This window comes from Nitrincola sp. (genome assembly GCF_048264025.1).
Classification (GTDB): Bacteria; Pseudomonadota; Gammaproteobacteria; order Pseudomonadales; family Balneatricaceae; genus Nitrincola.
Genome location: NZ_JBLXDN010000029.1, coordinates 1 through 25227 on the forward strand (window position 1 = coordinate 1; position 25227 = coordinate 25227).

The window sequence follows — 25227 nt, forward strand, 5'->3', positions numbered from 1 at the left end:
CCTCGTTTTTTAAAGTCTGAGGCTACTGTAAATTTAAAAATAGGCTGGCTCTAGGACGTCTTGGAATGGACGCTTACCTGCAGGGGGAACCTCTCTGGGCTGGCATTTATGAGTTCCAACCGGATTCCGAGGTCGTCGATCAAACCAGTGGCTTACTCGATACGCTGTTACCCAAAGCAATGGAGCTGGCCGAGCACATCGATCTGAATGCAGACGTCATCGAGCAGGCTCATCGTGGTTTGTTTACCTTTGATGGCTGGCCGGTGCTGTTTTCCATGCGGCCCATCTACAACAGCTTCAGTGAGGGGGAGGCCAGGGGTTACTTACTTTTTGGAAAAACCTTGTCGGAAGACATGCTAGCTCAACTGCAGGCAGATGTTGCTTTAAAATTCGAGATCAGTGGGGTAATGGATCAGGCTTCTCTAAGGGGTCTGCCCCAGTACGACACTGTAGTTTCCGAATCAGCTCCGATGCGTATTCGCCAGCCTTTTCTGATCAGCGAGACGGGTGGTTTTTTGATAACGACCGAGGTTGATGAACGCTTTACCCAGATAGGTTTAGCCTCCACCCGGGCCGTGATACTGATGTTCATCGTTATAGGCTTGCTGGTTATTTTGGCTACCTGGTGGTGGTTGCAACGAACGACTATTTTGCCTATTAAACACTTGAAAAACAGTATTGTAGCGATTGCTGGCAATAAGGATTATAAGCAGCGCATGGTCGTAACCAGTTCAGATGAGGTTGGTGCCTTGGCCGTGACCTTTAATGATCTGTTGGACACTGTTGAGCAAAGAACCCAAGTGCTGAAGCATACTAATGAGCAACTCCAGAAAGAACAACGGCGCCTGAAAAACTTGCAAGCCGACTTGGAGCACGCCAATGCGGCTCTTAAAACTCTCTCTGAGATGGATGCACTAACCGGTCTGCACAATAGAATGGCGATGGAGCGCAAGTTGACGCAAGAATGGAATATCATGCGTCGGAAGAAAGAGCCGCTTTCTGTGATTATGATCGATATTGATCGGTTCAAGGAATACAACGACCTTTATGGTCATCAGGCTGGCGACGATTGTCTGCGCCACGTCGCTATTATCTTCTCTTCCATCGCTCAACGTGCCTCAGATATGGTGGCTCGTTATGGTGGGGAGGAATTTATACTGATTCTTCCAGGAATCGAGCGTGAAGAAGCCCATCAGATGGGGTTGAACCTGATGAGCAGTGTTGAGGCCGAAAGGATTGAGCATGCTCGCAGCGATTATCATGGACACCTGACCATCAGTGTTGGTGTTGCTTGTCTTATACCTAGTGAAGCACTGACTGTACACGATCTGATCAAAAATGCTGATGAGGCGTTGTATCGTGCCAAAAGTCTGGGACGCAATCGGGTGTGTGACGCTTGAGGGGTCTAATTTGGCAAGCTTATGAATGAGTCATAACCTTTCTATTATTGTTGATAAGTACATTTAATTAAATTCCATACATGCTTCAGTGTGCCTGCGGCAGTTATTTGCCCTATTAATGATTAATAACATGGGGGTCTGAGGCATTGATAAGGTCGTTACGGAATCGCCTCTCGCTGCTAGTCGGTCTGATAACACTGCCCGGTTATCTGGTCATCTCTGCTGATATGCTGGAGTATCGACAGCAGGTGTTATTAAATCTGGAGCATCAAGTCGAAGTGACAGCTAATGAATTGGCTGACTTGCAGCGCCGGATTCTCATCGATACCGAAGCCTATTTGACTCATCTGGTGCAATTACCTGAAGTGCAGGATCCAGCTTCACCTGTCTGTGGTGAATTTCTGGTGAAAATACTCAATCTCAATACGCAGTTCGTGAATCTCGGTGTTCCCTTGGCCAATGGTGATCTGCTGTGTAACGCCCATCCATTGACGCGTCATGTCAATGTGTTTGATCGGCCATATTTTCAGGATGCGCTGACCAACAGGCGCTTCTCGATCGGCACCTTTCAACTTGATCGTGCCGCCAATACCACCAGTATCAATTTCGGTTACCCGGTTACTGATATAGCAACTGATGAGGTACGTGGGGTTGCCGTTGCCGTCGTCTCGCTGGATTGGTGGAATCACTACCTTGAATCCAGCCACCTGCCGGAGTCCAGTACGGCTTTCATTACCGATAGTCAGGGCGCCATAATAGCCAACTACCCAGCCAATCAGAATGAACTGGGTAGGGTTGTCACAGAAATCAACGGACACTCCCAGGCGGAGCAGTTTATGGGTGTGGACGGCATTCGGCGGATGAAGTATTCCATTCCACTGCTGTATAATAATGATGAAGAGTTGTTCGTTCTGACTATCGGTGTGCCGACTGAGGCTAACTTACAAAGCATTAATCAGCGCTTTTACCTCTCGCTGCTGTTGTTTTCGCTGGTCATGCTGAGCATCTACCGGATCAGCAGTCGGTTGCTTAAGAATGGAGTGCTTGCACCGATTGAAGCACTCACAGACGCCAGCCGTAAGCTGCAACGGGGTATTTTTGAGCCGAACAAAGCCAATGATGGTGTTATTGAGCTGGTACAGTTAAAACAACAATTTGAGCAGATGGCCGAAACGCGGCTGGAAGCTGAGCGGCAGATATGGCTCCAGGCCAATGTTGACTCTCTGACAGCACTACCGAACCGCTATATGCTCAACTATCAGCTATCCCAGGCACTCGATTATGCAAAACAGCAAGACCAGCAACTGAGTCTGTTGATGCTTGATCTGGATAACTTCAAGGATGTTAATGACACTCTTGGCCATGATGCCGGTGACAAACTGCTCCGGGAAGTGGCTGGAAGACTGAAAAGTGTGATCCGGGAGCCAAACCTTCTGGCTAGACTCGGTGGCGATGAGTTTACCATCGTTCTCACTGACCTTAAGCATACAAAACCTATCGATGAGCTTTGCGAACAGATTCTCCAACTGCTTGCAGAGCCAATACAGGTGGATACACACCGTCTCTTCATTACCACCAGTATTGGGGTGGCTATCTATCCAGCGGATGGTAGAACCGTGGAGGAGTTGCTTAAATCCGCAGATCAGGCGATGTTTGCTGCCAAGAATGATGGTCGCAACAGGCTCAAATATTTCGATTCAACAATGCAAGAGGCAATTCTGCATAAACGTGAGCTCATTAGTGATCTACGCGATGCCATTGATACCGAACTGATTGTGTACTACCAACCCATACTCGACTGCGAGTCACAGCGTATCATTAAAGCCGAAGCCCTGATTCGGTGGCAGCATCCGGAAAAGGGTTTGATTAGTCCCGCTGAGTTCATCCCTCTTGCGGAAGAGTATGGGCTGATCATCGCCATCGGACAAAAAGTATTTGAACAGGTGTGCAAGGATCTCCCTACTCTGAAACAGGCATACAATGATAGCTTTCAGGTCAGCATCAACGTTTCACCAATCCAGTTTGCCCATGAAAAAACGCAACTGACGGACTGGGTTCACAGTCTTGATACGCAAGGCTTGCGGTGCAGCGATATTATTATCGAAATTACAGAAGGGGTCATGCTCGACCCCAACTGTGAGACTATTAAAAAACTGATGGTGTTCAGAGATCGTGGTGTTCAAGTGGCATTGGATGATTTCGGTACTGGCTATTCATCGCTCGCCTATATCCATCGATATGATATCGATTATCTGAAGATTGATCGCTGCTTCATCGCCAACCTCAGTGCAAATTCGGATGCCTTGGCACTGTGTGAGGCAATGGTGCTGATGGCCCATAAACTGGGTATTCAGGTTGTAGCGGAAGGTGTCGAGACAGTCGAGCAGGCCGACCTGATCCGCAGTGTGGGGTGTGACTTCATACAAGGCTATTTGATATCGAAGCCACAACCCTTGGAATTGCTGGTTTCAGATCATCAAGGCGTGATATTCACGTCCTGAAACAGTTTGAACGCGTGCTGAATCTGAATCTGCTCATGCATGCGAATTCCGATGAAACTGTGCTTATATGTCTTGCCAGTGAGGCGGACGTTTTTCGACAAAAGCACCAATGCCTTCTACCGCATCCTGAGCCAGCATATTCTCCACCATCACATGAGACGCATATTCATAAGCCTCGGCTAGCGTCATCTCGCGCTGCGCATAAAAGGCACGCTTTCCAGTGGCGAGTGTCATGCTGGATTTCGACGCGATTTTATGTGCCATTGCCATGGTGGTATCACGTAAGGCATCAGGGCTAACGGCATGGTTGATTAAACCAATTTCAGCGGCACGACTGGCAGACGTCATATCACCGGTCAACAGCATTTCCAGCGCATGTTTATTGGCCACATTACGCGATAGCGCCACCATGGGGGTGGAGCAAAACAGGCCAATATGCACCCCGGGGGTACTGAATTGAGCGGTATCCGCGGCAATGGCAAGGTCGCAACTAGCCACCAGCTGACAACCTGCGGCGGTAGCGATACCGGCCACTTCAGCAATAACAGGTTTGGGGCAATGTACAATCGACTGCATCACACCGGAACACAATGCCATAATCCTGGTGAAATAGGCTTTACCCGCATCGGCGTCAGTACGACCCGCCGTCATCTCTTTGAGATTGTGTCCAGCACAAAATGCGGGGCCATCGGCGGCCAGTACAATGACCCGCACTTTGGGGTCGTTGGCGGCCTCGGTAAACCTTGTGCCTAATTGCTCAAGCATGGCTTCAGATAAGGCGTTGCGACGCTTGGCATCATTTAACGTCAGTCGCAAAACACCGGCATTATTCAATTCACTCAGCAGCAGGTCACTCATTGGTATTTTTCTCCTTGTTTTTTAATACAACCTTAAATCCAACTTGTCTTTGATGCTACAGAATATTGCTGTTAAAGCTAGCAGAATAGCCGTTAATTTCGTCAATAAAAACTGGGTAGTGGGTGTTTGGATGCCATGTACACAGTATGGATTGAGCAAGTAATAATCAATGATATAGTCTATGTGGAGATGTAAATTGATTTATGTTTCTATGTGGACTATTCTGAGGGGTGTAATAAATGATATGAGGTACTCGCTATGGTGACCACATCCCAGCCGAGCATACACACAGATGAGCGTCGTAAGTCTGATGTTGCGCTGAAGACTTTTTTTCGCATTACCGATCAGTGGGGCCTCAACACGCAGGAGCAAAAGGTGCTGCTGGGTGACCCGCCACGCAGCACTATGTACAAGTGGAAAAGTGGAGATGGTCCGCCCATCAGTCGCGATACAATGGAGCGTATCTCTTACATATTAGGGATCTATAAAGCGCTGAGGATTCTGTTTCCGACCGAGGAGCAAGCCAATGCCTGGCCAGGTAAAGCCAATCGGGATTTCGATGGGGAGTCAGCTCTGTCCATTATGCTCAAAGGCAGCATGATCAATCTCGCTGATGTTCGGCGCTACCTCGATTACATGAGGGGTTAAGCCGATGCAGCAACGAGTCCCAGACTGGGACGGCGCACATCGTTTGGTCCCCAGTCATTTCCCGCCTATCAACCTGTTTGAGACTGTCGCAGATCCAGAGGATTTGGAGATTATTTTCGAGATTGAGGGTCTGACCAATGACCGATTAAGGCAAGAAGCCGGGGATGTAAAGTTGGTACCTGCTTCAGAGAGAGTATCGGGTCCAGGATCAACGCCGGTGATGGCGGCATTCACACATATAGGGCAACCTAGCCGCTTCACTGATGGGCGCTATGGTGTCTATTACGCGGGAAATTGTTTGGATGTCGCCATTGCAGAAACTTGCTACCATCGTGAGCGATTTTTAGCAGCAACCCGCGAACCTGATACTGAAATCACGATGCGTGAATACATCAGCCGCATTCAGTTACCCTTGGGTGATATTCGTGGCAGTCAGTATCAAGCACTCCATGATCCGATTGACTATATAGCCTCGCAAAAATTTGCACTTGAACAACGTCAATCGGGTCGCTATGGACTGGTGTTCAACAGCGTTCGACATCAGGGCGGGGAGTGTGTGGCACTGTTTACACCACGCGCAACGTCAATTCCTGTGCAGGGTGGCCATTACCGCTATGTATGGAGTGGCGCCGCACAACGGATTATTTCGGTCTTGTTGGTTAGTAAAATTAAGTGAACAGTTTAATCGGCTCGGTCTTTCTGTGTTGATTCTTGAATACCGTGGCTAGAGTCAATGCGAGGGGAATATACAGACTGATTTTTCATCTTTCGACATGCTATTATGTTTGTATAAATCTTGGTCCAGTATATGATTGGTTAAGTCTACGCTTCATGAAAGCGGCGTATATCTGGATCTATTTCGGTTGATTAACAATTACACTCCACCTGCTGATTTTAACGCAGTAGATCGCCCATGGTATCAAGCCGCATTGGATATGCATCCGCTAATATCCGATGGCATGCCCTATCAGGACATTATTTCGAAAGAGTGGCTGGTCTCATTTGGCAAAACCCTCCTTAATGCAAATGAAGAGATTATCGGTGTCTTGTCGATTGATGCCGGTATGGACACCATTATTGAAGCGCTTTCTGTCAAAGATCAACACTACCCAACTGTGTATAATTATGTACTGAACACTCAAGGCATGGTGTTAATTCATCCAGATGAAGGGATGCGTGATACATTTCATCAAGGCGTATACGCCCACCTGCCATCTGCCGATGTCACTCGTGGAAGTTTGAACTACAGAGACGAGGGTAGGCAGTTTCTTGCACATTTTGATCGCATAGAGACGTTGGGCTGGATTGTTGTCACCGAAGTCAATTTGGCTGATATTCGTCAACCCATTATGAAGACCATCATATTTACATTGTTGATGATTGTGACAGGGTCATTACTCGCTACTTGGTTAATGAGTTTCGTTCTAAGTAGACATATTATTGCACCACTGAAAAAACTTCAAAATAGAGTTTAAGAAATCACCGAGGGTAGGGGTGATAAAATAAGTGAGTACTCCTTCCCAAATAATGAAATAGGCATGATTTCAGAAGCTATTGAGCAGCTAACCGAGAATGCATTAATTCATAAAAATGTTGAACTAAAAATAAAAAATTTACAACTTGATGCGCTTTCGAATACCGATCAATTAACCGAAATAGCTAATCGAAGAAAGATGCTGGAAATTATTCAAGCAGAAATTAATCGCTTTGACCGACATAAAACTCCCTTTAGTATTTTCATGTTTGATGTTGACCATTTCAAACGAGTAAATGATACTTTTGGTCACGATCTGGGTGATCAAGTACTGGTAGATATTGCTCGCGTGGTCAGATCCACCATACGCCGCACCGATACCCTGGGTCGATGGGGTGGAGAAGAATTTATCCTTATTTGTCCAGAAACTGAATTAAACACAGCACATAACGTTGCTGAAAAGGTCTGCTCGGCAATAAGACAACACGCTTTTCCAGCCAATCTTAGCATCACTGTCAGTCTTGGGCTTTCAGAATTTAGATCAAGCCACACTTTAGAAACAATACTCGCTGAGATAGACCAAAAAATGTATCGTGCAAAACAGAACGGCCGAAATCGCATTGAAATATAACAATATTTCAGAAAGAGCTGGAGTGCTGCGACCGACGACAACCACAAGGTCATTAAATTAGTGTTACTTCGGTGAAGCGCTAAATATCAAGGCGTAAATTTGAGGTTATGTCTTCGATCAGTGATTTTGGAACATCCCATTCAGCGGCGAGTTGAGGCCACCTTGATACCTGCTCAATCGTTGTATCAATAATCTTGTCAATGTTGTGTTTACTAAACAATGGGCTTAGTTTTTCCAGGCTGTAAAAGTCAGCTCGTGCAAAGTTGTCTCGTTTGCCGTTTAAGCTCATCCAGTGGCTGTTAACCCATTTACTGCCTGGTTTATAGCTGTAAGCCAGATCATAGGCAGGTGCGAGCGACCATTGTTCATTTTTTAACATAAAAGCAACGTTCTTGGAATGGTCGTCATGGTTCCGTGCAATGATATTAAAGGTCATGCGTTTTAGTAGTTGCTCTGCATCGGTTGCTGAGAGTTTTAGCTGGCGAGCAATGCCAAACAATTCAGCGTAAGAAAATGAACCGGGTTTTTTATAGTCCACGTGAGCCAGGCCGTTTAGCGTTTGCACATGTACTTTTTTATTTTTTATGCGATCAAAACGTTGGGTAATAAAATGCCTTCGGCTCCCTTCAGGAAGTAATTGGCACGGCATCATATCGATACCGCATTTTTCCGCCATTAAGTGATACACATACTCCATGGCACCATAGCCAAGGGGATCACCGAAGGTTTCCTGGTTTTTATTGTGCTCGCTGACACCATCGAACTTCATCAAATAATGGGTAAAGCTATCTGGTACGGCTGTTTGGCCTGAGCGAACCTGGGTAAAGTCTTTATTGAATGCTAAGACGGCTTTAGGTCTGGCTCCGCCAGCACTCATGCCTACTGAGAGTAAAGACATCATCGCTTCACGGTCTTCCAGGCCATTTTGCTTGAGTTCTACTTTGAAATTACCGCGACAATCCAATATTTCTTGTGCGATTGATACCAGGGATTGAATGTCGACTTGTTGTGACGCATTAAGACTCCGTACCTGGGTTGCTGGGGCATATTCCAAAGCTCCCATTCCGCGTTTTCCGGTAAATTGAAGCCGTTGTAGCGGTGTAATATCATTTGGGGAGCGACCTTGACCGGCTATCCATGCATTGAGAACGGCATTACCAAAATCATCGGGTAAGGAGTCTGCTATGAGTCCAGGTAACCCCTTGAAGGTATGAAAATCGAGTTCAGGAAAGCTATAGATGCGTCTTGATAATGGCATTTTGATTGGTGATAGTTCGATCCCTGTTTTTATAAAGTTGGGGTCGTATTCGAAAGCACCGACCCCTCTGTCGGTATCAAAGCTAACGGCTCCAACCTCGTGTTGCTGATAGGTGATATTGACGGCTTCCATTACCATTCAGGCATATCCTTTTCTGGGTCGCGGCGTTGTCCGGAGGCTCTCTGGCGTTTCTTTCCTTGTAACTTTGCCAACTGTAAAGGCGATATTTGTTGTATTGGAAGGAACAAGTCCAAATGGTCAGTCAAATCTAAAGCCATCATAATCGCGATCAATATTTCGAGTTGAACCTTTCCTTTCTCAGCATTTAACACGGTTTTACGCGCAACACCGGCAAGGTTAGCTACCTCAGACTGAGTGAGATCTTGATTGAGTCGAGCTTGTTTCAAGCGCTCACCGATTTCTTCGGCAAGCGCTGATGCTGTTTTTTCACTCATCTCTCAAAGCCCTAATTCAGTTATATTGAAAAGCTATTTTGTGCTCAATGTATAGAATTTAGGACTTTATAAAGAAGTTGTCAATTATTTATTTAGAGTCCCCATATGGTTACATTAGTGCGATTTAGTGGGGTTAAGGTAACCAATTTGGGATATAAAGCATAGGGTGCTGAATTGAAATAAAACCGCATTCTACGCGTGATCATTACTCAGGTGCGGTGGCTAGCTTTTCAACCTGTACGGACATTTCTCGTGGATATAATGTAGGGCCAAATTGATTAAATATTGCTACATCGGCGGCATCACGGCCATAGGCTACTGTAATCCGCCCGCCTTTTGGCGATTGTTGTGTGGGGTCAAACGTGTACCAGCGCCCACCCACATAAGCCTCAAACCATGCATGAAAATCCATCGGCTTTAAATCGTATAAATAACCTACCACCATGCGTGCAGGGATGCACAGGCCACGGCAAAGTGAAATGCCCAGATGAGCCAGGTCACGACAGACACCTTCCCCTTGCCGATTGACCTCTACGGCTGAAAGCTGAAAGTGAGGAGCATCTGGGTTAAAGCGAATATTTTCTCTGATCCACCGCTCAATAGCAGCGACCTGGTCATAGCCAGGTAGCATGCCCGCAACTATCTCTTTGCCTAAATCAATAAAGTAGTCAGATTCACAGTAGCGTGTGGGCAGCAGGTAAGTGAGAACATGGGTTGGCAGGTGCTGAACCTCATCAAATGGCGCGCCAGGTGATACATCAATAACGTCAGATGTTAAAACATCGGCTGACGTGCGTATTGAAAACTCACCAACGGGAGCGGTCAAACGCTGGCAAAGATTGCCATAATGATCCGTATATTCAACCGCGATAATATTGTCAGGCTTGAGCGTATAGGATTCGCGCGCTATCCACTGCTGAAGACCACTGCGGGGCCTCAGCATGAGAATGAATGGTGTTTCTACGCTAACATCAAAGGAAATATAACAACTAGTACGAAGCCACACAGGATTACCTTAACAAAAAATGACATGTAGTCGATTACTAAATAGCATTAGGACTGACTATAACAGCTTAATAATAGATGGCAATCTCATCGCTGACGGCCAGCGTTCTTTGCCACAAATACCCGGCTGACACGGCACCTTAAAAACTGGGTAACTGTCAGATCAGGTCTGAGCTAGTACAGCTAAGGGGGACTTTTTTCTGCTATTAATCTCAACTTCAATATCACTTGGCACTTACAGTTTACCTGCTGCAGTCAAGGCGGTATGGATCGTTTTGAAGGATAAAATCAGAGATAAAGGTGCATCCAGAAGTGGGATTGCGCCATAGCTTTCATACCAGTTTGCCACTCGTTCATTTTTCGCATCAATCAATAGCGCAACACCACCAGCCTGCATGGCAACCAAAAGGCAGCGCCGTCCTGCAGACAGTAATAACTGGCCACCCAGTCCCTGACTTTGCCTTGAAACATCAACGGCGAGTCGACCTGGCCGGAATACCGGCACTTCATGACGAGCCAGGCCTCGTTTGATGACTTCGGGAGTAGGTTCATAGGCAATTGAAGCGGTACTTAAGGTGTAATAACCCATAACCGTTTTGCTCACTTCATCAGCAATGGCCAGGTAAGTTTTTGCTGCACCTTTCCCAATCAGATATCCTATGGCTTTCCAGAGCATAAACTAGGATTCAGGCGCTATCATCCAAACAAGATAGTCTCTTCCCAGTTCGCTGAGCTTAATGCTGTACCCATCTCTGATCGATTGCTGATTATGTATCTCACTGTATTCAATCAAGCCTGTCAGGCCTAGCAGTGTCAGCCAGCGATGTGTCATGGCATTAATGACTGTTTCTTCTGTGGTCGCATAGTGCAGTTCATCTGCGGGTATCTCATCTACCAGCATCGGGAAAACGGTTAAGACCGCCTCAGCAGCGACATCGCTTGGCATTTCAAGGTCAGGTTGGTTGAGTAAGTAAAGCATCATCCAACTGGTGGATCGAATCATACTGAGTTCAGGAAAGCCGTCGAGATAAGCCCAGTTAAACTGAGTAAAGGCGGCTTTGATCAGTTCGTGAAAACAGGCATCCCACTGATCCTTCTCCAGTATTTTACGACCCTTGGCTGTCAGTAACAGTGTACCTTTCTGTATCCGGCATAGCCCTGACAGAATTGCGAGTATCCGGGTGATGTGAACAGGGTATACATCTTCTTCAGATCGAATAGAGTTGCTCCAGATAAAGCTGCCATGGCTGAGACGTGAGGGAATGGCATCAACCATTTGCCGCGTGACTTTTAAGGGCAGATTTTCCCGTTGGGTCAACTTGATGCCTTTGTGTTGGGCCGCTTCTGCCAGTATTTTGAAGATGGCCAGAATGGGTGCGTTTTTAACTGTTGCCGCACTGGGATTAAAGCCGATGACATCCGGTGCTTCAAACGGGTTGTAGAGCAACTGGTGAAGTTGATCCGGTGTCATGGGTAACTCGCCACTGGAGGCGATATCTTCTTCCAGTGCATCCATCAAAAACTGATCAATCATCGCCTGACGTTGCCAGTCGTCTTTTTTTGAAACAGAGGAGAGCAGGGTGTCTAGCTCCTTTTGGCTACTCAGAAAGCTTGCATAGATCTCGTCATGAATCAGCAAAGGGCTGTAATGAAGCATCATTTGCAGGCGCGCATTTCTGGTTTCGACACTAAAGACTGCCGGATCAAAATCCACATCTTCCAGCCATGCCTGTAACTCCTGATAGTCCGGGTGGGCAGGGTCTTGCAGGACCTCAAGTAGATTCTCATAACCTGGAATGCCGCCACTCCCTTCGGGAGGGCAGGCATTTTCTCCGGCTAAGCAGAGTATATCGGCATCCTGATCGCCAATCAGTGGCAAGGTTTTTTCAAGCGTAATACGATGGTCCCATGAATCCCCAAAGTCGTACTCATAAGACAGATGCTTTGCTTTATTGTGGAGTACATCGCTTAAGGCAATATCGGTTTCATCAAACCAGTTATCAAACCCTTCTTCGAGTGCTCCTGGTCCAGTAAAGCAACATTTATCCTTGGTTTGAAAAACATGATAATGGCCGTTCTGCCAGCCCATGGTCACTTGAATGATTAAATGCAGTTGATCCAGGGTGATGTTGCTGGGTACTAACAGCCTGCGCCAGATCGAAGGAGATATGCCTTCAAGTTCAATATGAAGTTGATAAAGCTGGCGGGAGATTGGGGACTTTTTCATGGGACCTTGGGTGCTCTAACGATTGCTAATGGTTGTTATCCTACCAGACACAAACGCAGAAAAAGAGTGTGGTGAGTCAATGGGTTGCCAACACGGGTGTTCGCCAACCGTGATAACGAATAGGAGAGTGATCATTTTCGCAGGCTGTCATCTTGTGAAAGGTAAGCGCCAATCCAACCACCCAGTTACATCAACCGATGATTACAATGTTTTCTCGATATCGCAGATCCGCGCCATCAATACCAGAGGATCAAGCGCCGATTCTTTGAAGCCAAATTTTTTGTAGAACGACTGCGCACTAGGATCGATAGCATGAACCAAAATACCTGCACCGCCCACAGCGTTCATTGCTTGTATCGAGCGCAATATACAATCTTTTAAAAGACCTGCGGCAATGCCTCGACCTTGATATGCACTATCAACCCCAAGCCTAGCCAATATCACCATGGGGATGGGTTCTGGGCTATTTCTTCTTAGCGAACTGAATGCATGCTCTCTTGATACCGAGCCCATGGCAATCGCATAGTAACCAACGACTTGGCGAGTCTTCGTGTCATTGACCACGCATACTCTCGCGGTTCCCCGCTTTTGACTCTTCAAGGCTTGTTTGCTTAACCAGGTATCTAGCTCTTCAATGCCACATTGAAACGGATTGAGTTGGTGCTGATCGGTCAGTAGCGTCGGTGCACTTATTCCCAAGGTGCTTTCCTATTAAAGAGATCTTTCATGCCTTCAAGAGTCTGAGGTTCTGCACGAAGTTCGAGATCGAATGCCTCAAAGGCTTTTGCTTCAAGGATAAAATCCCGCTGTTCGGCCAGCACGTTATGTGCTTCATTGATCGCCGCTTGTTGAATGAAAACGGTTCTATCCACTTTTTTCAGGCTTGCTGCAGCATCAATAATATCTCTCACCGATGGCAGTACCCGCATGTTGATTGGAGCTGTTTTTGTGGCCATAACACCATCCTGTATATCTATTTGATATACAGTTTAAGTGTTTTTTTTGTGTAGTCAATAGATACACGTAATTCGTGTCTGATAAAAGAGGGCTAAACACTGTTTCGTTGGATTGCTCACAAACTTGGCGATTTACATTGTGAAAAGTTTAATACCTGGAGTCACTGATTCCCGTCTTCGAGAGCCAGGGAGCTAGGGTGTCAACCAGGTCAGTTGGTTGTTTTCTAGACGGGCACGTTTATGGCCTTGGTGATATAAAGGGCTACTCGGCGCCTGGATACTTAAAACAACGGTACGAGCATCAGGCAGTCCGGTTTGATCTATTGTTGCCAACACGGGGGTTAGCCAACCGTGATGACGATTTGATATGGCTTTTTCCAGCTCATTCCAGATGCTGCGTTGAATAGAAGAGTGATCATTTTCGCAGGCTGTCATCTTGAGAAAGTCCAGTCATACCCAAGGAACATAAAGAACTTAATATAGATTGCCGCGCAATGCAAAACAGCTATGATGCAGGCTGGCTAAGAGGTGGAGCGAATGTTTAGCTGATGGTGAGCTGGATATTAATAATATTTAGAAAATATTTAGACAAATAAAAACAGCCACTGGGAATATTCCTCAAGCGGCTGTTTTTATTTGCAATTCTGGTAGGACTAGGCGGACTCGAACCGCCGACCCCCACCATGTCAAGGTGGTGCTCTAACCAACTGAGCTATAGTCCTATATTGTGGCGCGTATTATATAGGCTTTGCTTGTTCCTGCAACTGTTTTCCAAGACTTTTTTACACCAAGGTGGTCTCGCAATGCTGAGTTGGCGTGATGGGGATGAAAACTGGCTGTTTTGGGTTTAAGCTTAGCACTTGATTTTTTTAAGGCTTATTGGACTCGCACAGCTTATGACTCCTGCTATAGATCTTGCGCGTAAATCCGGTGTTGAACATCAGGTGCTTAGCTATACGCACGATCCCCAAGCTACGTCTTATGGTAATGAGGCGGTGGAGAAGCTGAACCTGCCTGCTGATCGGGTTTTTAAAACTCTGGTGGTGAGTCTGGATGGCAAGCAGCTGGCGGTGGCTGTGCTGCCGGTCTCCAGTATGCTCAATCTGAAGTTGATGGCCAAGGCACTGGGTGGCAAAAAAGCCGAGATGGCGGATAAGGCGCAGGTGGAGAAGGTTACCGGTTATGTGCTCGGTGGTGTGAGTCCGCTGGGGCAGAAAAAACGCCTGAAAACGGTGATTGATGAATCGGCTTGTCGCTTTGACGTTATGTATGTCAGTGCCGGGCGCCGAGGGCTTGAAATCACCATCAGCCCTGATGATCTGAGTGCGTTGACCGGTGCGGTATTTGCATCGATACAGAGTCAGGCCTGACTCGTTATGACTGAAAGTGAACTGACTATGAAGATTTGGATTGATGCGGACGCCTGTCCGGTGGTGATTAAAGAGATACTCTATAAAGCCGCCGTGCGCGCAGAGTTACCCTTGATACTGGTGGCGAATCAGGCCATGCGCGTCCCTGCGTCCGAGTGGATCAGCACCCTGCAGGTGTCGGCTGGTTTTGATGTGGCGGATAACGAAATCGTGCGCCAGTCGAATGCGGGTGATCTGGTGATCACCAGTGATATTCCTTTGGCTGCAGAACTGATTGCTAAAGGTGTGCAGGCACTGAGCCCACGGGGAGAGCTGTTTACCAAAGACTCCATTGGTGCCCGTCTGAATATGCGCGACTTTCTGGAAACCCTGCGCAGCAGTGGTGAACATACCGGTGGGCCGCCGCCTTTGCATCAGCGCGACAGGCAGGCGTTTGCGGCTCAGTTGGACAAACTGATCAGTCGTTATCTGCGACAGAAAAAAACCAGTTGAAGGAGACAGCTATGCGTTTTCTGGTTGTGGGGGCAGGTGGTATCGGCTGCTATTACGGTGCGCGCTTGCAGGCGGCGGGTCATGAGGTAGTGTTTGTGGCACGCGGCGAACACCTTCGAGTAATGCAGCAGCAAGGGCTTCAGGTTGAACATGCCGAATTGCACTTTGTCCAGCCGGTTGTGGCCGTGTCTGAGTCAGAGGTGCTGGCGCGTTACAGGGCTGATGAGTTTGATCTGATTCTGCTGTGCTTTAAGGCATTCGATACCCTGGACTGGCTGGTGCGGATGACTGACTGGCTGGAAGCCGCTACAACGCCTGTACTGTCGTTACAAAACGGTGTGGATAATGAACCACTAATTGCAGCGCAAATTGGTGCGGCACGGACTTTAGGTGGTTTGGCTGTGCGTATAGGTGGGCATATTACCGCGCCTGGTTGTGTTGCAGCGGCTGGTCCGGCGCAAATTATTATGGGGTTTTGGCCAAAGGCGGATAGCCTTCCAGGCGATCGTGACAGCTGGTTGCTGCGCCTGAATAGTGTGTTTACAGAGGCTGGTATACCGGCAGGTGTCACTGCCGATATTGCCTATGAGCTTTGGCGAAAGCTGTTAATAAACAACGGTGTCAATCCGCTCTCAGCGCTGACCGGCCTGACCACCCGTGAGCTGGTGCAGGATCCCTATTTTGGTCAAAGTGTCCGCCAGATGATGCTGGAGACGGCGGCGGTTGCGCAGGTCGATAGCGTCAGTCTGAATAATGACGATATCGATGAAATGATTGCCCTGTTAAACGATTTTGATTCGATCAAAACCTCAATGCTGGTGGATCATGAAAAGGGCAAGCCACTGGAGTTGGATGCCATTTGTGGAGCCGTTATTCGGCGTGGAGACCAGACGGATATAGACACACCTGTTAACCGACTGGTCTACGCCTTATTGAATCAATCTGGATGACAATAATTGGACGGTGGGGGGGATTGCCAGCCTTCCAGTGTGCCGGGGGCGGGTGTCAGTATCTGTACTTCCAGCGGATAGCAGGCGGCTTTATCGCTGGAATGTTCGCTGCCGCAATCGCCCCCTGGGCAAGCGGAGAGCACGCCGGTCAGGTCCACTTCAGCAAAAAACTCTAGATAATCACCTGGTCTGACCGGACTGGCCTTCATAAAATACTGATGGGTGTCCTGGGTGAAGCCCGTACACATAAATACATTCAGCACATCATGTACCAGCCGTTCCACACGTGAAGCCTCCATCCCGGTTGCTGTGCTGAAGGCACGGTATAGGTTGGAATGGCAGCAGTTGTGGTAGGCGTCTCCACTTAGCAGTTGATGCGTATAAGGGTCGCAACGGGTACCAATAACGTCGTGAACACTGCCACCGTCCTGATCAAATCCATACCAGTCCAGCGTGTCCTGAGTGATGGTTGCCAGGGGCCTTAAATAAGGAAAATTACTCCAAAGACGATCGCCAGTAGACAGGTGTGTGCCATGCAGGGCGCGTGTTTTGCCGGAGTAAAAATGCTCTTCCGGGTTATGGCGATTAAACAGATTCAGATCGCCTACCTGCGGACCTTCAACACTGAGGATACGAAAAAAACTACCGGCGGGTACCTGGAACACTCTGGCCTCTCTGGCGGGTATGCGCAGTGTCTCGGTACAACTGAGTTGAGTTCTGGCATTCAGGTAGCAGGGCATGTCTGGTGATGGCAGGGTTTCCGTCGGATAGCAGATGACTGGTTTGACTGCTCGGCGTTCTGCCGCATCGGCGGGTGCTGGATTTTGTGCCGCAGGTTTCATTGCATACTCCTGATGGTTTTTGAATACATCTTTATTCAATATGCCATATTTTCGTACTGGCTGATAAGAGGGGAGACTGCAATGGATAAAGTTAGATAGGTTGAATATAAAATCGCCTAATATCCTTTTGTTAGGCAGTAAATGTGTTATTTTTAACACATTAATAAAAAATACGAAGGTCAATGGTAATGAAGAGTTGGTCGCTTAGGCTTAAGTTGATTTTGGGCGCTGTGCTGGGTCTTACCCTGACACTGGCTGCTGTGATTCTGGTAGGCTGGCTTGCCATGCAAAAAAATGGCAAAGAAGCGGTAGAACAGGCCTCCACATCCTTTGAGACATTGGTGGTCAGTAATCTGCATGATGCCGCGGCATCAGTGGCAACTGAAGTCTCAGTGTTTATCAACCGAAGCTACGATATTCCCAACACACTGGGGAATATGATCAGCTCTACCGCCAGTGGCAGTGGTTCGGCAGCGCCACCCTTTCAGCGTGCTACCGTGAAGCAGATGGTCCGGGATACGCTGGCAGCGAACTCATCAATCAGCTCGGCCTATGCCCACTTTGAACCTGACGGGTATGATTGGCAGGATGCATTCAATATCGGTCCACATCTGGAGCACTCCTCTGAGACAGGTGTGTTGGAGTTGTACTGGATTCGTGATGGCGGTGAATTAGTTTTTTACCCGACCCCCGATAGCAGTTTCAAATACGATGAAACCCTGAATGATTTTGGTATCCGTGAATCAGAATGGTACCTCTGCGCACGTGATCAGCAGGTTCCCTGTTTAATGGAGCCTTATCTCTATGAGATAGAAGAAGGGCATGTTGAGCTGTTGACCTCACTGGTATATCCGGTGGTGGTGGATCAGGAGTTCAGAGGCGTTGTTGGCGTAGACATCAATCTGCCGGTGATCCAGCAACAGGTTAAAGATTATCAGCAGAGTCTGTTTGATGGACATTCTGATATTCATTTGATTAGTAATAAAGGGTTAGTGATTGCCAGTAGCGCCTTTCCTGACCAGGCTGGCAAGCGCTTGAGTGAGGCCAATGAAGAGCTGCATGCGGCGTTATCATCGATGCAAGGTCCACTGAGTGAGAAAGATAATACTACGCTGGTAAGAGCACCGGTTCGATTCGAAGCTTTCGATCAAGAATGGACGGTGGTCGTGAGCATTCCTACAGCTGTTGCCCATGCGGCAACCCGTGAGCTTGAAAGCAGCTTGATCAGTGGCTATCAGAGTACAGCACTGACCATGGTGACGCTGGGTAGTGTGCTGTTACTGCTGGCGGTGATTCTCCTGAGTTTGTGGTTACGCTTCACCACTCAGCCGATGGTGACCATGCGCACTCTGGTTGAGGATCTATCCGGTGCCGAAGGGGATTTAACCCGTAAACTGGACGTCCGCAGTCATGCAGAACTGATCGGTATTGCCAACGGCTTTAATGCTTTTACGGCTAAATTAGGACTGATGATTCTTGATTTGAATGGCTCAGCTCGTTCTTTGCGTCAACAGAGTGAATCGCTGGTTCAAGCTTCACAGCAGACTGCCGAAGCCACACGTTCGCAGCAGGAAGAGATGCAGAGTGTGGCCTCCGCAATGACTGAAATGTCGGCTACGGCCAATGAGGTGGCTGATCTTGCCAGCCGTACGGCGCAGCAAGCCGAAGATTCCAATGATGCACTGACTGATGCCAAAGAGGCTTTCCGCCATACCGTGGATGAAGTGCGTAGTGTGGCCAGTGAAATCAATGCCGCCAGTGAACGGGTCGCCAGTGTTGCCACCAGTAGCCAGAATATTTATGGCATGATTGAAGTGATTCAGAGTATTGCTGAACAAACTAATCTGCTGGCGCTGAATGCCGCGATTGAAGCGGCGCGTGCCGGTGATCAGGGACGTGGCTTTGCCGTGGTGGCCGATGAAGTACGTAATCTGGCCAAGCGTACGCAGGATTCCACCGAGCAGATACATACGCTGATAGAAACACTACAGAAGGAAGTGGCGGCTTCGGTGCGGGAAATGGAGTCCAGCACTAAAAGAGTTTCTAAAACAGTAGCTGATGCCAGCCAAGCCTATGAGCAGATGGAGTCGGCCGCAAGAAATATTGAGTTAATCACTAATAATGTTACCCAGGTTGCAACCGCAGCTGAAGAGCAGGACAAAGTGAGTGAGGAGATCAACCGCAATATTACCGTGGTGGAAGATGCCAGCGCGCGCTTGGCCGGACTCGCAGGTGATGTGCGTGAAGTAAGTGAAACTATGAGCCAGATCACCGATTCGCTGGAAGCACAACTGAGTAAGTTTAAAGTCTGAGTAGTACAGCTGTGGCAACAAATAACGCCGGTTATTTTAACCGGCGTTTTTGTGCATACATTTGCTGGTCTGCAACTTGTGTCAGCTCTATTTCTGTTTCTCCGTCGTCGGGATAAAAGGCAATGCCGATACAGCAGCTAGAGGCAATTTCCACATCATCTAATTTAAAAGGCCGCTTCATCTGTTCCAATATTTTTGATTTCACGGCCTCAGCCTCACTACGCTGATGGATGCCTTGCAACAGGATGGTGAATTCATCACCTCCCAGACGGCTGACGGTATCTGAATCACGTACGCTTTCTAGCAGACGTTGCGCAATAGCACAGAGTAGTTCATCACCTACGGCATGACCATACTGATCATTCACAGGTTTGAAGTCGTTCAGGTCGATCAGTAACAGAGCAAAGCTTCCTTGTTCCCGAGATGCCAGTTTGATTGCCTGGTCAATACGGTCAGAAAACAGTGAGCGGTTTGCCAGTCCGGTAAGAGGGTCATGTTGCGCCAGGTATCGCATCATATCTTCAGTCTTTTTACGCTCAGTCAGGTCACGTGTGACTCCCATAACCCCGATAAACTGCCCTAGGGCATCATAGATGCCGGAGGTTTTCACTTCTGTCCACACGGTTGAGCCGTCTTTATGACACTCCTCGAGTTCGCCTGTATAAGGTGGAAAGGAGTTTCCTTGACCAACCTGGGCTACGGCAAACCTCAGTTGTTCACGCATTACCTTAGCGGAGGTTTCGGTAAAGAGTTGTTCAGGTAGCTGCTGCATGACTTCTGAGACGCTAAAGCCGCGCAGTTTTTCAACTGATGGACTGACATAGGTAAAGCGCCCATTCAAATCCATGGTCCAGATAACATCACTGGCATTATCTGCCAGTAGGCGATGTCGTGCTTCACTGTTTTTCAGGGCATCAAAGGCATGGTTGCGTTCAATGGCGATTTCAGCAAGTCGAGCGATATCCTTGATCAGCTTAATATCGCTGGGTTCTGGTTCACAGGGGTGTTTATGGTAAATAGCAAAGGTGCCCAGTACCTCGCCCTGTGCGTCCAGAATCGGTTCCGACCAGCAAGCCGCTAAACCCGCAGCAGCGGCGATATGTTTGTGGTTTGCCCAGTAGGGATGAGTCTGGATGTCGGAGACGATGGTGCGCTGTTTTGTGGCCGCGGCTGTGCCACAGGACCCGGCGCCCGGTATTGCCGGCGTATCAGCAATGGCCTGGTTGTAGCTGTTTGGCAGACTTGGGGCTGCACCCAGATTCAGTGTGTTGCTATTGCGATCCAGTAGTAAAATGCTGCAATAACTGCCCGGCTTGAAGTGCTCAACACTCAGCGCAATGGCAGCCAATATGTTTGTCAGCGACTGGTCACTAGCAATCATTGCCAGTATTTGGTTATGGTCCTGCTGCAGGGTTTCATTGCGTTGCAGTTCTGCCAGAAGGTGGCGCAGTTTTTTGTTTACGCGATAGATATAGAAGGCAATACTGCTGATGACCATAACGGCTATGAGGGCCAGAGTCAGCAGGTATAATTGCTGTTGTAACTCAGCCTCCAACATCAAGGTGTCTGGCTCGTGAGCAAGCAGGGTTGGAGTATGTAGCACTAGAAGTGGCAAAAGCAGACTTGATAGCCAGATAGCGCAAATTTTGCGTTTATGCGTTGGCAATGAGAGGTCCCTTTTATTGCAGTGCAATTTATGTGTTTATACTAATCTATATTAGCCGAATTCTCCAAAAAGGGGCATGCTACTTATTTATTAATAGCATGCTTAAACAACCTATGTTTTTAGTTAGGTGTTGCTGCAACCATTACGCGACGGTGATGGGCCATCTGCCAGAGCAGATGAGCGATCAAGGCGACCAGGATGATACCACCACCGATCAGGGTGAGACGGGTGGGTACTTCGTTCAGGAATATCCATACCCAGAGGGGTCCTAGCATGGGTTCTGCTGTACCGATGAGTGCCGCAACCGGTGAGGGCAGTAGTCTGGCACCGGTGACAAACAGGGCCAGTCCCAGTCCCAGATTAAGGGCACCAAATACGAACAGCAGGCCGGTATCATAACTACTGGTAACCAGGCTTGAAGCCATGCTTCCAGAGAATATAGCCGCTATGATCGTTCCGGTGCACACGGCAGGGGCCATGCGCACATGGGCATAACGACGGGTGATAACTGTTGCGGTTGCAAAGCAAAACGCGATCAACAGAGCCAGCGAGTCACCAATGGGTGATACTTCGCCGGTAAAGGATTCCGATACCATTACCCCAACGCCTGCAATCACCACCGCAATTGCTAACCAGGTTGGGCCGCTGACTTTTTCACGAAAGACAATCCAGGCAATCAAGGCCGCAATCAAGGGTACACCGGCCTGAATCAGCAGGATATTGGCTACACTGGTATATTTAAGCGCTACGATAAACGAGGTGGAGGCGGTAGCGAAGCACAGCGCAACAGCCAACCCGGGAAATCCCATGTAGCGAAACATCCTATAGGTGCCGCGCAGCTTGTTGCGAAACAACATGAAGCCAAGCAAAAACAGACAAGCCCATACCGAACGCCAGAAAATAATGGCCCAGCTGTCTTCCAGCGTGACAATGCGTCCCAGCACTCCACCAAAACTCCAGGCCACGGCAGCGGCCGTGACCAGCACTATGCCCAGCTTCATTTCCGTGGACGGATTAACCTTCACAGTTGCCGCTTGTGCTTGTTGTTGTACCGCTATCTTGTCCATGGTTCCTGCTTAGCTTGAGTATTGATGACCGGCGATGATAGCGGAAGCGTCATATGGCCCTCAAGCCCCTGTTTGCTTATACATCTATAAGTCACCAGGGGCCGACAACAAAACCCAGTTTGTCAGGTAGCCAGAGCGCAATGCCCGGTATCAGCATTACCAGTAACAACGCCGAAAACATAGTGACCATAAACAGTAGCGACCAGAGAAAGGTTTTCTCCAGACGGATGTTGGCAATTTTAGTGGTTACCATCAAGTTAACGGCTACGGGTGGTGTAAACTGGCCTATTGCAATATTCATCGCCAGCAAAATACCGAACCAGACTGGGTTCCACTCAAAGTGATGTATCAGTGGAATCAAAATAGGTGTAATGATCAGGTAGATCGAGACGGCATCCAGCAGCATTCCCGCCAGTAACACCAGCAGCATAATTAATAGCAGCAGGGTCCAGGAATTATCCGAGATCGACAGCATTGCATTGGCCAGCGAGCTGAAGGTGCCCAGGGTGGTACCTGCCCAGGCAAAGATACCTGCCAGGGAGATAATGATCATCACTACCCCGGAAATTTTTCCGGCTTCAACCATCATATCCAGCATACTGCGCGGATTGAGCTGTTTATAGACAAACACACCGATCACCAGGCCATAAGTTACGGCGACAACCGCTGCTTCCGTGGGTGTGAATAATCCAGAGCGCAGACCACCCAGAATCAATACTGGGGCAAAGAGTGCGGGGAGGGCTTTAATGAAACTCTCTTTAACACTGGGACGTTCGCTGTCATCAGGACCTTCCCAGCCGTAGCGGCGTGATAACCACCAGGCGGGTAAAAGCAGCGAAAGGCCTGCCAATATACCGGGGAAAAGTCCGGCAGCAAAAAGTGCCCTGAGATCCACTCCCGGCATGACTACAGAATAGAGTATCAAGGCAATCGATGGTGGAATCAGAATGGCCGTGGAGGCTGAAGCCGCAATCAAGGAGGCGGAAAAAGGTTTCGGGTATCCTGCTTTGGTCATGCTGGGGAGCATGACCATGGCGACAGCAGCTGCGTCGGCAGGACCTGAGCCGCTCATGCCCCCCATGATCAGACAGACCAGCACTGCGACCAGTGCCAGACCGCCATGGCGGGGACCAATGAGTGATTGGGCAAATCGTACCAGGCTGGCAGCAACACCGGCGCGTTCAAAAATCAGGCCGGTGAGTATAAACAGGGGAATCGCAATCAAGGGGTATTTGGCAATACTATTGTAAGTGTTGGTTCCCAGGGTGGCCAGCATGTCCGGTGACAGACCCGCGATAATGCCAGCAGCGCCTCCCAGTCCGAGCGCAAAGGCGACCGGAACACCCAACAGCATCGTAATACCGAAAACCACCAGCATCCATATATCAGGGCTCATACGTCACTCCGTTCAGCCGCAAGGCTTTGCTTCCAGCGTTCGATCAAACTTTGAGTCAATCGCACAATCATGGCTAGACTTAACAGTGGCAGCCAAATGATATAGATCCAGGTGGGGTAGCCTAGTCCCGGAGACAGGGATTCCCAGTTATATTCTTCATAGGTCAGCAAACCACCATACCAGGCGATCAGACCGAGCAGTAATACGCTAAGCAGCCACTGCAACAGATAAAGGGGCCGCTTCAGCTTGTGCGGTAGGTTCTCTTCAAGAACAATAATGCGGATGTGATCATGTTGCCTGGCGGCCACGGCCGCACCAGCAAAGGTCAGTACCACCAGCAGAAATACAGAAAACTCTTCAGTAAAGGCAAATGACGCATTCGTCGTATAACGAACCACAACATTTCCCAGACTGATCAGGCAAATAATAGTCAGTGCCAAGGCAGCGAGCCAGGCTTCGGGACGTGATTTAGGTTTAGACATGGCAAGCGAGTCGGCAGTAAACTAAATGGACCGTGTCCGCTACTGCAACCGGACACGGCCTTTACAGGTTTTACACCCTATAGAAAGATCAACGCGCGTTGATCGCGGCCTGAGCCTGCTCTACAAGGTCTTCACCAATGCGTGGCACCCATTTTTCATACACGGCCTGGGTGGCTTCAACAAAGGCTTGATGCTGTTCTGGTGTCAGTTCAGCAACGGCTACCCCGCGTTCTTTAATGCGCTCCAGGGTTTCGGCCAACTCGGCACGGGACTTTTCAATTTCCCAGGCGCCGGCTTCCTGCGCTGTTTCACGCAGAATCTGCTGGTCTTCCTCTGATAACGAGCTCCATACGCGCTGGTTTACACCAAAAATCAGTGGGTCAGCCATGTAGCGCCACAAGGTCAAATATTCTTGTCCTACCTGATCAATACGTGCCACATCAAACACCGACAAGGGGTTTTCCTGGCCATCGACCGCACCGGTTGTCAGAGCGGGTTTTGCATCAGCCCAGCTCATCTGGGTTGGATTGGCACCCAGAGTATTAAAAGTGTCGAGAAACAAAGGTGAGCCGACAACCCGCACTTTCAACCCTTGCATATCAGCCGGTTCAGTGATGGCTGAACGTGAGTTGGACAGCTCACGAAAACCGTTCTCACCCCAACCAAGCGGGATGACACCGCGGCGTTCAATGGCTGCAAAAATAGCTTCACCGGCTTCGCCTTGGGTGATGGCATCAATGGCGGCTTCATCCGGCATCAGGAACGGCAGCGAAAACAGATTGAGCTCAGGCACCTGGGGGGACCAGTTGATAGTTGATGCAACTGCCATGTCGATCAGCCCGCTGCGCATGGCTGAAAATTCACGCGTCTGGTCACCAGATACCAGTTGGGCGTTAGGATAAACGGTCAGCTTCATTCGCCCTTCAGAACGCTCTTCAACCAGTTCGGCCCATTTGCTGGCCGCCTGTCCCCAAGGGAAGGCATCACCCAAAACGGTCGATACAGAGAATTCGCGTGTTTCCTGAGCAAACGAGGTGGCACTCATTGAAAAGCAGGCAGCCGCAGCGAGGGCTGTCAGTTGTTTTTTTAGTTTCATTCCCTATCCTTAAATAATTGCATTCAGTTATTGTTGTGGCGGCAGCGTTCGGATTAAACCCCTACCTGTTTGTAAATGACCCGCTCATATTAGAAGACAGACGCTGATTTTAAAAGCCAAGCTGTGTTTTAACTGCTTTAA

General features: G+C 48.6%; 25 protein-coding genes and 1 tRNA gene. 10 read left to right on the forward strand and 16 right to left on the reverse strand.

Features of this window, described 5'->3' with window-relative positions:
- Window positions 1-65 precede the first annotated feature (65 nt).
- Together ACN0R1_RS16355 and ACN0R1_RS16360 are read left to right on the forward strand one after the other, a co-directional pair.
- Window positions 66-1400 (forward strand): diguanylate cyclase, encoded by a 1335-nt coding sequence (locus tag ACN0R1_RS16355; RefSeq protein WP_417584788.1) that lies wholly within the window; start codon window positions 66-68, stop codon window positions 1398-1400.
- Between the two features lie 146 nt (window positions 1401-1546).
- A complete protein-coding gene (locus ACN0R1_RS16360; RefSeq protein ID WP_417584790.1) occupies window positions 1547-3901 on the forward strand; it encodes an EAL domain-containing protein in 2355 nt (784 codons plus the stop codon).
- A gap of 63 nt (window positions 3902-3964) precedes the next feature.
- Here ACN0R1_RS16360 and ACN0R1_RS16365 read toward each other — a convergent pair whose 3' ends face one another.
- A complete protein-coding gene (locus ACN0R1_RS16365; RefSeq protein ID WP_417584792.1) occupies window positions 3965-4759 on the reverse strand; it encodes an enoyl-CoA hydratase in 795 nt (264 codons plus the stop codon).
- 258 nt (window positions 4760-5017) lie between these two features.
- Here ACN0R1_RS16365 and ACN0R1_RS16370 point away from each other — a divergent pair, with 258 nt between their 5' ends.
- The 4 genes from ACN0R1_RS16370 (at window position 5018) to ACN0R1_RS16385 (ending at window position 7512) form a co-directional block, all read left to right on the forward strand.
- Complete coding sequence (locus ACN0R1_RS16370) at window positions 5018-5407, forward strand: MbcA/ParS/Xre antitoxin family protein (RefSeq protein ID WP_417584794.1); 390 nt, start codon at window positions 5018-5020, stop codon at window positions 5405-5407.
- 4 nt (window positions 5408-5411) lie between these two features.
- Window positions 5412-6083: an RES family NAD+ phosphorylase gene (locus ACN0R1_RS16375; protein WP_417584796.1), complete on the forward strand. Its 672-nt coding sequence runs from the start codon at window positions 5412-5414 to the stop codon at window positions 6081-6083.
- 187 nt (window positions 6084-6270) lie between these two features.
- Window positions 6271-6882 (forward strand): cache domain-containing protein, encoded by a 612-nt coding sequence (locus ACN0R1_RS16380; protein WP_417584798.1) that lies wholly within the window; start codon window positions 6271-6273, stop codon window positions 6880-6882.
- 63 nt (window positions 6883-6945) lie between these two features.
- Entirely contained in the window at window positions 6946-7512 is a 567-nt protein-coding gene (locus ACN0R1_RS16385) for a GGDEF domain-containing protein (RefSeq protein WP_417584800.1), read from the forward strand.
- Between the two features lie 79 nt (window positions 7513-7591).
- On the opposite strand, the gene ACN0R1_RS16390 is transcribed toward ACN0R1_RS16385, so the two are convergent.
- The 9 genes from ACN0R1_RS16390 to ACN0R1_RS16430 all read right to left on the reverse strand — a co-directional run bounded on the left by ACN0R1_RS16390 (window position 7592) and on the right by ACN0R1_RS16430 (window position 14135).
- Window positions 7592-8908: a type II toxin-antitoxin system HipA family toxin gene (locus tag ACN0R1_RS16390; RefSeq protein WP_417584802.1), complete on the reverse strand. Its 1317-nt coding sequence runs from the start codon at window positions 8906-8908 to the stop codon at window positions 7592-7594.
- The gene (locus tag ACN0R1_RS16395) at window positions 8902-9225 is read right to left on the reverse strand and encodes a helix-turn-helix transcriptional regulator (protein ID WP_417584804.1); all 324 of its coding nucleotides are present in this window, start codon (window positions 9223-9225) and stop codon (window positions 8902-8904) included. Before ACN0R1_RS16395 ends, ACN0R1_RS16390 begins: the two co-directional genes overlap by 7 nt.
- A gap of 205 nt (window positions 9226-9430) precedes the next feature.
- The gene (locus ACN0R1_RS16400; protein WP_417584806.1) at window positions 9431-10231 is read right to left on the reverse strand and encodes a transglutaminase domain-containing protein; all 801 of its coding nucleotides are present in this window, start codon (window positions 10229-10231) and stop codon (window positions 9431-9433) included.
- Between the two features lie 234 nt (window positions 10232-10465).
- Window positions 10466-10906, reverse strand: a complete 441-nt coding sequence (locus ACN0R1_RS16405; protein ID WP_417584808.1) for a GNAT family N-acetyltransferase — start codon at window positions 10904-10906, stop codon at window positions 10466-10468.
- Window positions 10907-10909: 3 nt separating this feature from the next.
- Complete coding sequence (locus ACN0R1_RS16410) at window positions 10910-12457, reverse strand: IS1096 element passenger TnpR family protein (protein WP_417584810.1); 1548 nt, start codon at window positions 12455-12457, stop codon at window positions 10910-10912.
- A gap of 201 nt (window positions 12458-12658) precedes the next feature.
- Entirely contained in the window at window positions 12659-13156 is a 498-nt protein-coding gene (locus ACN0R1_RS16415) for a GNAT family N-acetyltransferase (protein WP_417584812.1), read from the reverse strand.
- Window positions 13147-13413 (reverse strand): DUF1778 domain-containing protein, encoded by a 267-nt coding sequence (locus ACN0R1_RS16420; RefSeq protein WP_417584814.1) that lies wholly within the window; start codon window positions 13411-13413, stop codon window positions 13147-13149. Before ACN0R1_RS16420 ends, ACN0R1_RS16415 begins: the two co-directional genes overlap by 10 nt.
- 192 nt (window positions 13414-13605) lie before the next feature.
- Complete coding sequence (locus ACN0R1_RS16425; RefSeq protein WP_417584816.1) at window positions 13606-13848, reverse strand: hypothetical protein; 243 nt, start codon at window positions 13846-13848, stop codon at window positions 13606-13608.
- 210 nt (window positions 13849-14058) lie between these two features.
- Window positions 14059-14135 (reverse strand) — tRNA-Val (locus tag ACN0R1_RS16430).
- 174 nt (window positions 14136-14309) lie between these two features.
- Between ACN0R1_RS16430 and ybaK the strand changes: the two genes are divergently transcribed.
- Genes ybaK through ACN0R1_RS16445 form a run of 3 tightly spaced genes read left to right on the forward strand, consistent with a single transcriptional unit; the run spans window position 14310 to window position 16225 of the window.
- Window positions 14310-14783 (forward strand): Cys-tRNA(Pro) deacylase, encoded by a 474-nt coding sequence (gene ybaK, locus ACN0R1_RS16435; RefSeq protein ID WP_417584818.1) that lies wholly within the window; start codon window positions 14310-14312, stop codon window positions 14781-14783.
- 27 nt (window positions 14784-14810) lie between these two features.
- Window positions 14811-15275, forward strand: coding sequence for a YaiI/YqxD family protein (locus ACN0R1_RS16440; RefSeq protein ID WP_417584820.1), 465 nt, complete (start codon window positions 14811-14813; stop codon window positions 15273-15275).
- Between the two features lie 11 nt (window positions 15276-15286).
- A complete protein-coding gene (locus ACN0R1_RS16445; protein WP_417584822.1) occupies window positions 15287-16225 on the forward strand; it encodes a ketopantoate reductase family protein in 939 nt (312 codons plus the stop codon).
- Here the strand turns inward: ACN0R1_RS16445 and ACN0R1_RS16450 are convergent.
- The gene (locus ACN0R1_RS16450) at window positions 16213-17067 is read right to left on the reverse strand and encodes an urea carboxylase-associated family protein (protein WP_417584824.1); all 855 of its coding nucleotides are present in this window, start codon (window positions 17065-17067) and stop codon (window positions 16213-16215) included. The two genes, ACN0R1_RS16445 and ACN0R1_RS16450, sit on opposite strands and share 13 nt — an antisense overlap.
- A gap of 188 nt (window positions 17068-17255) precedes the next feature.
- Between ACN0R1_RS16450 and ACN0R1_RS16455 the strand changes: the two genes are divergently transcribed.
- Window positions 17256-19379, forward strand: a complete 2124-nt coding sequence (locus ACN0R1_RS16455; RefSeq protein ID WP_417584826.1) for a methyl-accepting chemotaxis protein — start codon at window positions 17256-17258, stop codon at window positions 19377-19379.
- Between the two features lie 31 nt (window positions 19380-19410).
- Here the strand turns inward: ACN0R1_RS16455 and ACN0R1_RS16460 are convergent, their stop codons facing one another.
- The 5 genes from ACN0R1_RS16460 to ACN0R1_RS16480 all read right to left on the reverse strand — a co-directional run bounded on the left by ACN0R1_RS16460 (window position 19411) and on the right by ACN0R1_RS16480 (window position 25086).
- Entirely contained in the window at window positions 19411-21045 is a 1635-nt protein-coding gene (locus tag ACN0R1_RS16460) for a diguanylate cyclase domain-containing protein (RefSeq protein ID WP_417584827.1), read from the reverse strand.
- Between the two features lie 119 nt (window positions 21046-21164).
- Window positions 21165-22112, reverse strand: a complete 948-nt coding sequence (locus ACN0R1_RS16465) for a DMT family transporter (protein ID WP_417584829.1) — start codon at window positions 22110-22112, stop codon at window positions 21165-21167.
- A gap of 91 nt (window positions 22113-22203) precedes the next feature.
- Window positions 22204-23508, reverse strand: coding sequence for a TRAP transporter large permease (locus ACN0R1_RS16470; RefSeq protein ID WP_417584831.1), 1305 nt, complete (start codon window positions 23506-23508; stop codon window positions 22204-22206).
- Window positions 23505-23990, reverse strand: a complete 486-nt coding sequence (locus tag ACN0R1_RS16475) for a TRAP transporter small permease (protein WP_417584833.1) — start codon at window positions 23988-23990, stop codon at window positions 23505-23507. Before ACN0R1_RS16475 ends, ACN0R1_RS16470 begins: the two co-directional genes overlap by 4 nt.
- Window positions 23991-24078: 88 nt before the next feature.
- Window positions 24079-25086, reverse strand: coding sequence for a DctP family TRAP transporter solute-binding subunit (locus tag ACN0R1_RS16480; protein WP_417584835.1), 1008 nt, complete (start codon window positions 25084-25086; stop codon window positions 24079-24081).
- Window positions 25087-25227 lie beyond the last annotated feature (141 nt).

Bases quoted from the DNA above. Each gene is read 5' to 3' on its own strand.
- ACN0R1_RS16455 (WP_417584826.1), top strand. From the start codon at position 17,256: ATGAAGAGTTGGTCGCTTAGGCTTAAGTTGATTTTGGGCGCTGTGCTG.
- ACN0R1_RS16395 (WP_417584804.1), bottom strand. From the start codon at position 9,225: ATGAGTGAAAAAACAGCATCAGCGCTTGCCGAAGAAATCGGTGAGCGC.
- ACN0R1_RS16390 (WP_417584802.1), bottom strand. From the start codon at position 8,908: ATGGTAATGGAAGCCGTCAATATCACCTATCAGCAACACGAGGTTGGA.
- ACN0R1_RS16480 (WP_417584835.1), bottom strand. From the start codon at position 25,086: ATGAAACTAAAAAAACAACTGACAGCCCTCGCTGCGGCTGCCTGCTTT.
- ACN0R1_RS16425 (WP_417584816.1), bottom strand. From the start codon at position 13,848: ATGACAGCCTGCGAAAATGATCACTCTTCTATTCAACGCAGCATCTGG.
- ACN0R1_RS16410 (WP_417584810.1), bottom strand. From the start codon at position 12,457: ATGAAAAAGTCCCCAATCTCCCGCCAGCTTTATCAACTTCATATTGAA.
- ACN0R1_RS16385 (WP_417584800.1), top strand. From the start codon at position 6,946: ATGATTTCAGAAGCTATTGAGCAGCTAACCGAGAATGCATTAATTCAT.
- ACN0R1_RS16365 (WP_417584792.1), bottom strand. From the start codon at position 4,759: ATGAGTGACCTGCTGCTGAGTGAATTGAATAATGCCGGTGTTTTGCGA.
- ACN0R1_RS16355 (WP_417584788.1), top strand. From the start codon at position 66: ATGGACGCTTACCTGCAGGGGGAACCTCTCTGGGCTGGCATTTATGAG.
- ACN0R1_RS16450 (WP_417584824.1), bottom strand. From the start codon at position 17,067: ATGAAACCTGCGGCACAAAATCCAGCACCCGCCGATGCGGCAGAACGC.
- ACN0R1_RS16445 (WP_417584822.1), top strand. From the start codon at position 15,287: ATGCGTTTTCTGGTTGTGGGGGCAGGTGGTATCGGCTGCTATTACGGT.
- ACN0R1_RS16370 (WP_417584794.1), top strand. From the start codon at position 5,018: ATGGTGACCACATCCCAGCCGAGCATACACACAGATGAGCGTCGTAAG.
- ACN0R1_RS16440 (WP_417584820.1), top strand. From the start codon at position 14,811: ATGAAGATTTGGATTGATGCGGACGCCTGTCCGGTGGTGATTAAAGAG.
- ACN0R1_RS16420 (WP_417584814.1), bottom strand. From the start codon at position 13,413: ATGGCCACAAAAACAGCTCCAATCAACATGCGGGTACTGCCATCGGTG.
- ACN0R1_RS16375 (WP_417584796.1), top strand. From the start codon at position 5,412: ATGCAGCAACGAGTCCCAGACTGGGACGGCGCACATCGTTTGGTCCCC.
- ACN0R1_RS16405 (WP_417584808.1), bottom strand. From the start codon at position 10,906: ATGCTCTGGAAAGCCATAGGATATCTGATTGGGAAAGGTGCAGCAAAA.
- ACN0R1_RS16465 (WP_417584829.1), bottom strand. From the start codon at position 22,112: ATGGACAAGATAGCGGTACAACAACAAGCACAAGCGGCAACTGTGAAG.
- ACN0R1_RS16475 (WP_417584833.1), bottom strand. From the start codon at position 23,990: ATGTCTAAACCTAAATCACGTCCCGAAGCCTGGCTCGCTGCCTTGGCA.
- ACN0R1_RS16470 (WP_417584831.1), bottom strand. From the start codon at position 23,508: ATGAGCCCTGATATATGGATGCTGGTGGTTTTCGGTATTACGATGCTG.
- ybaK (WP_417584818.1), top strand. From the start codon at position 14,310: ATGACTCCTGCTATAGATCTTGCGCGTAAATCCGGTGTTGAACATCAG.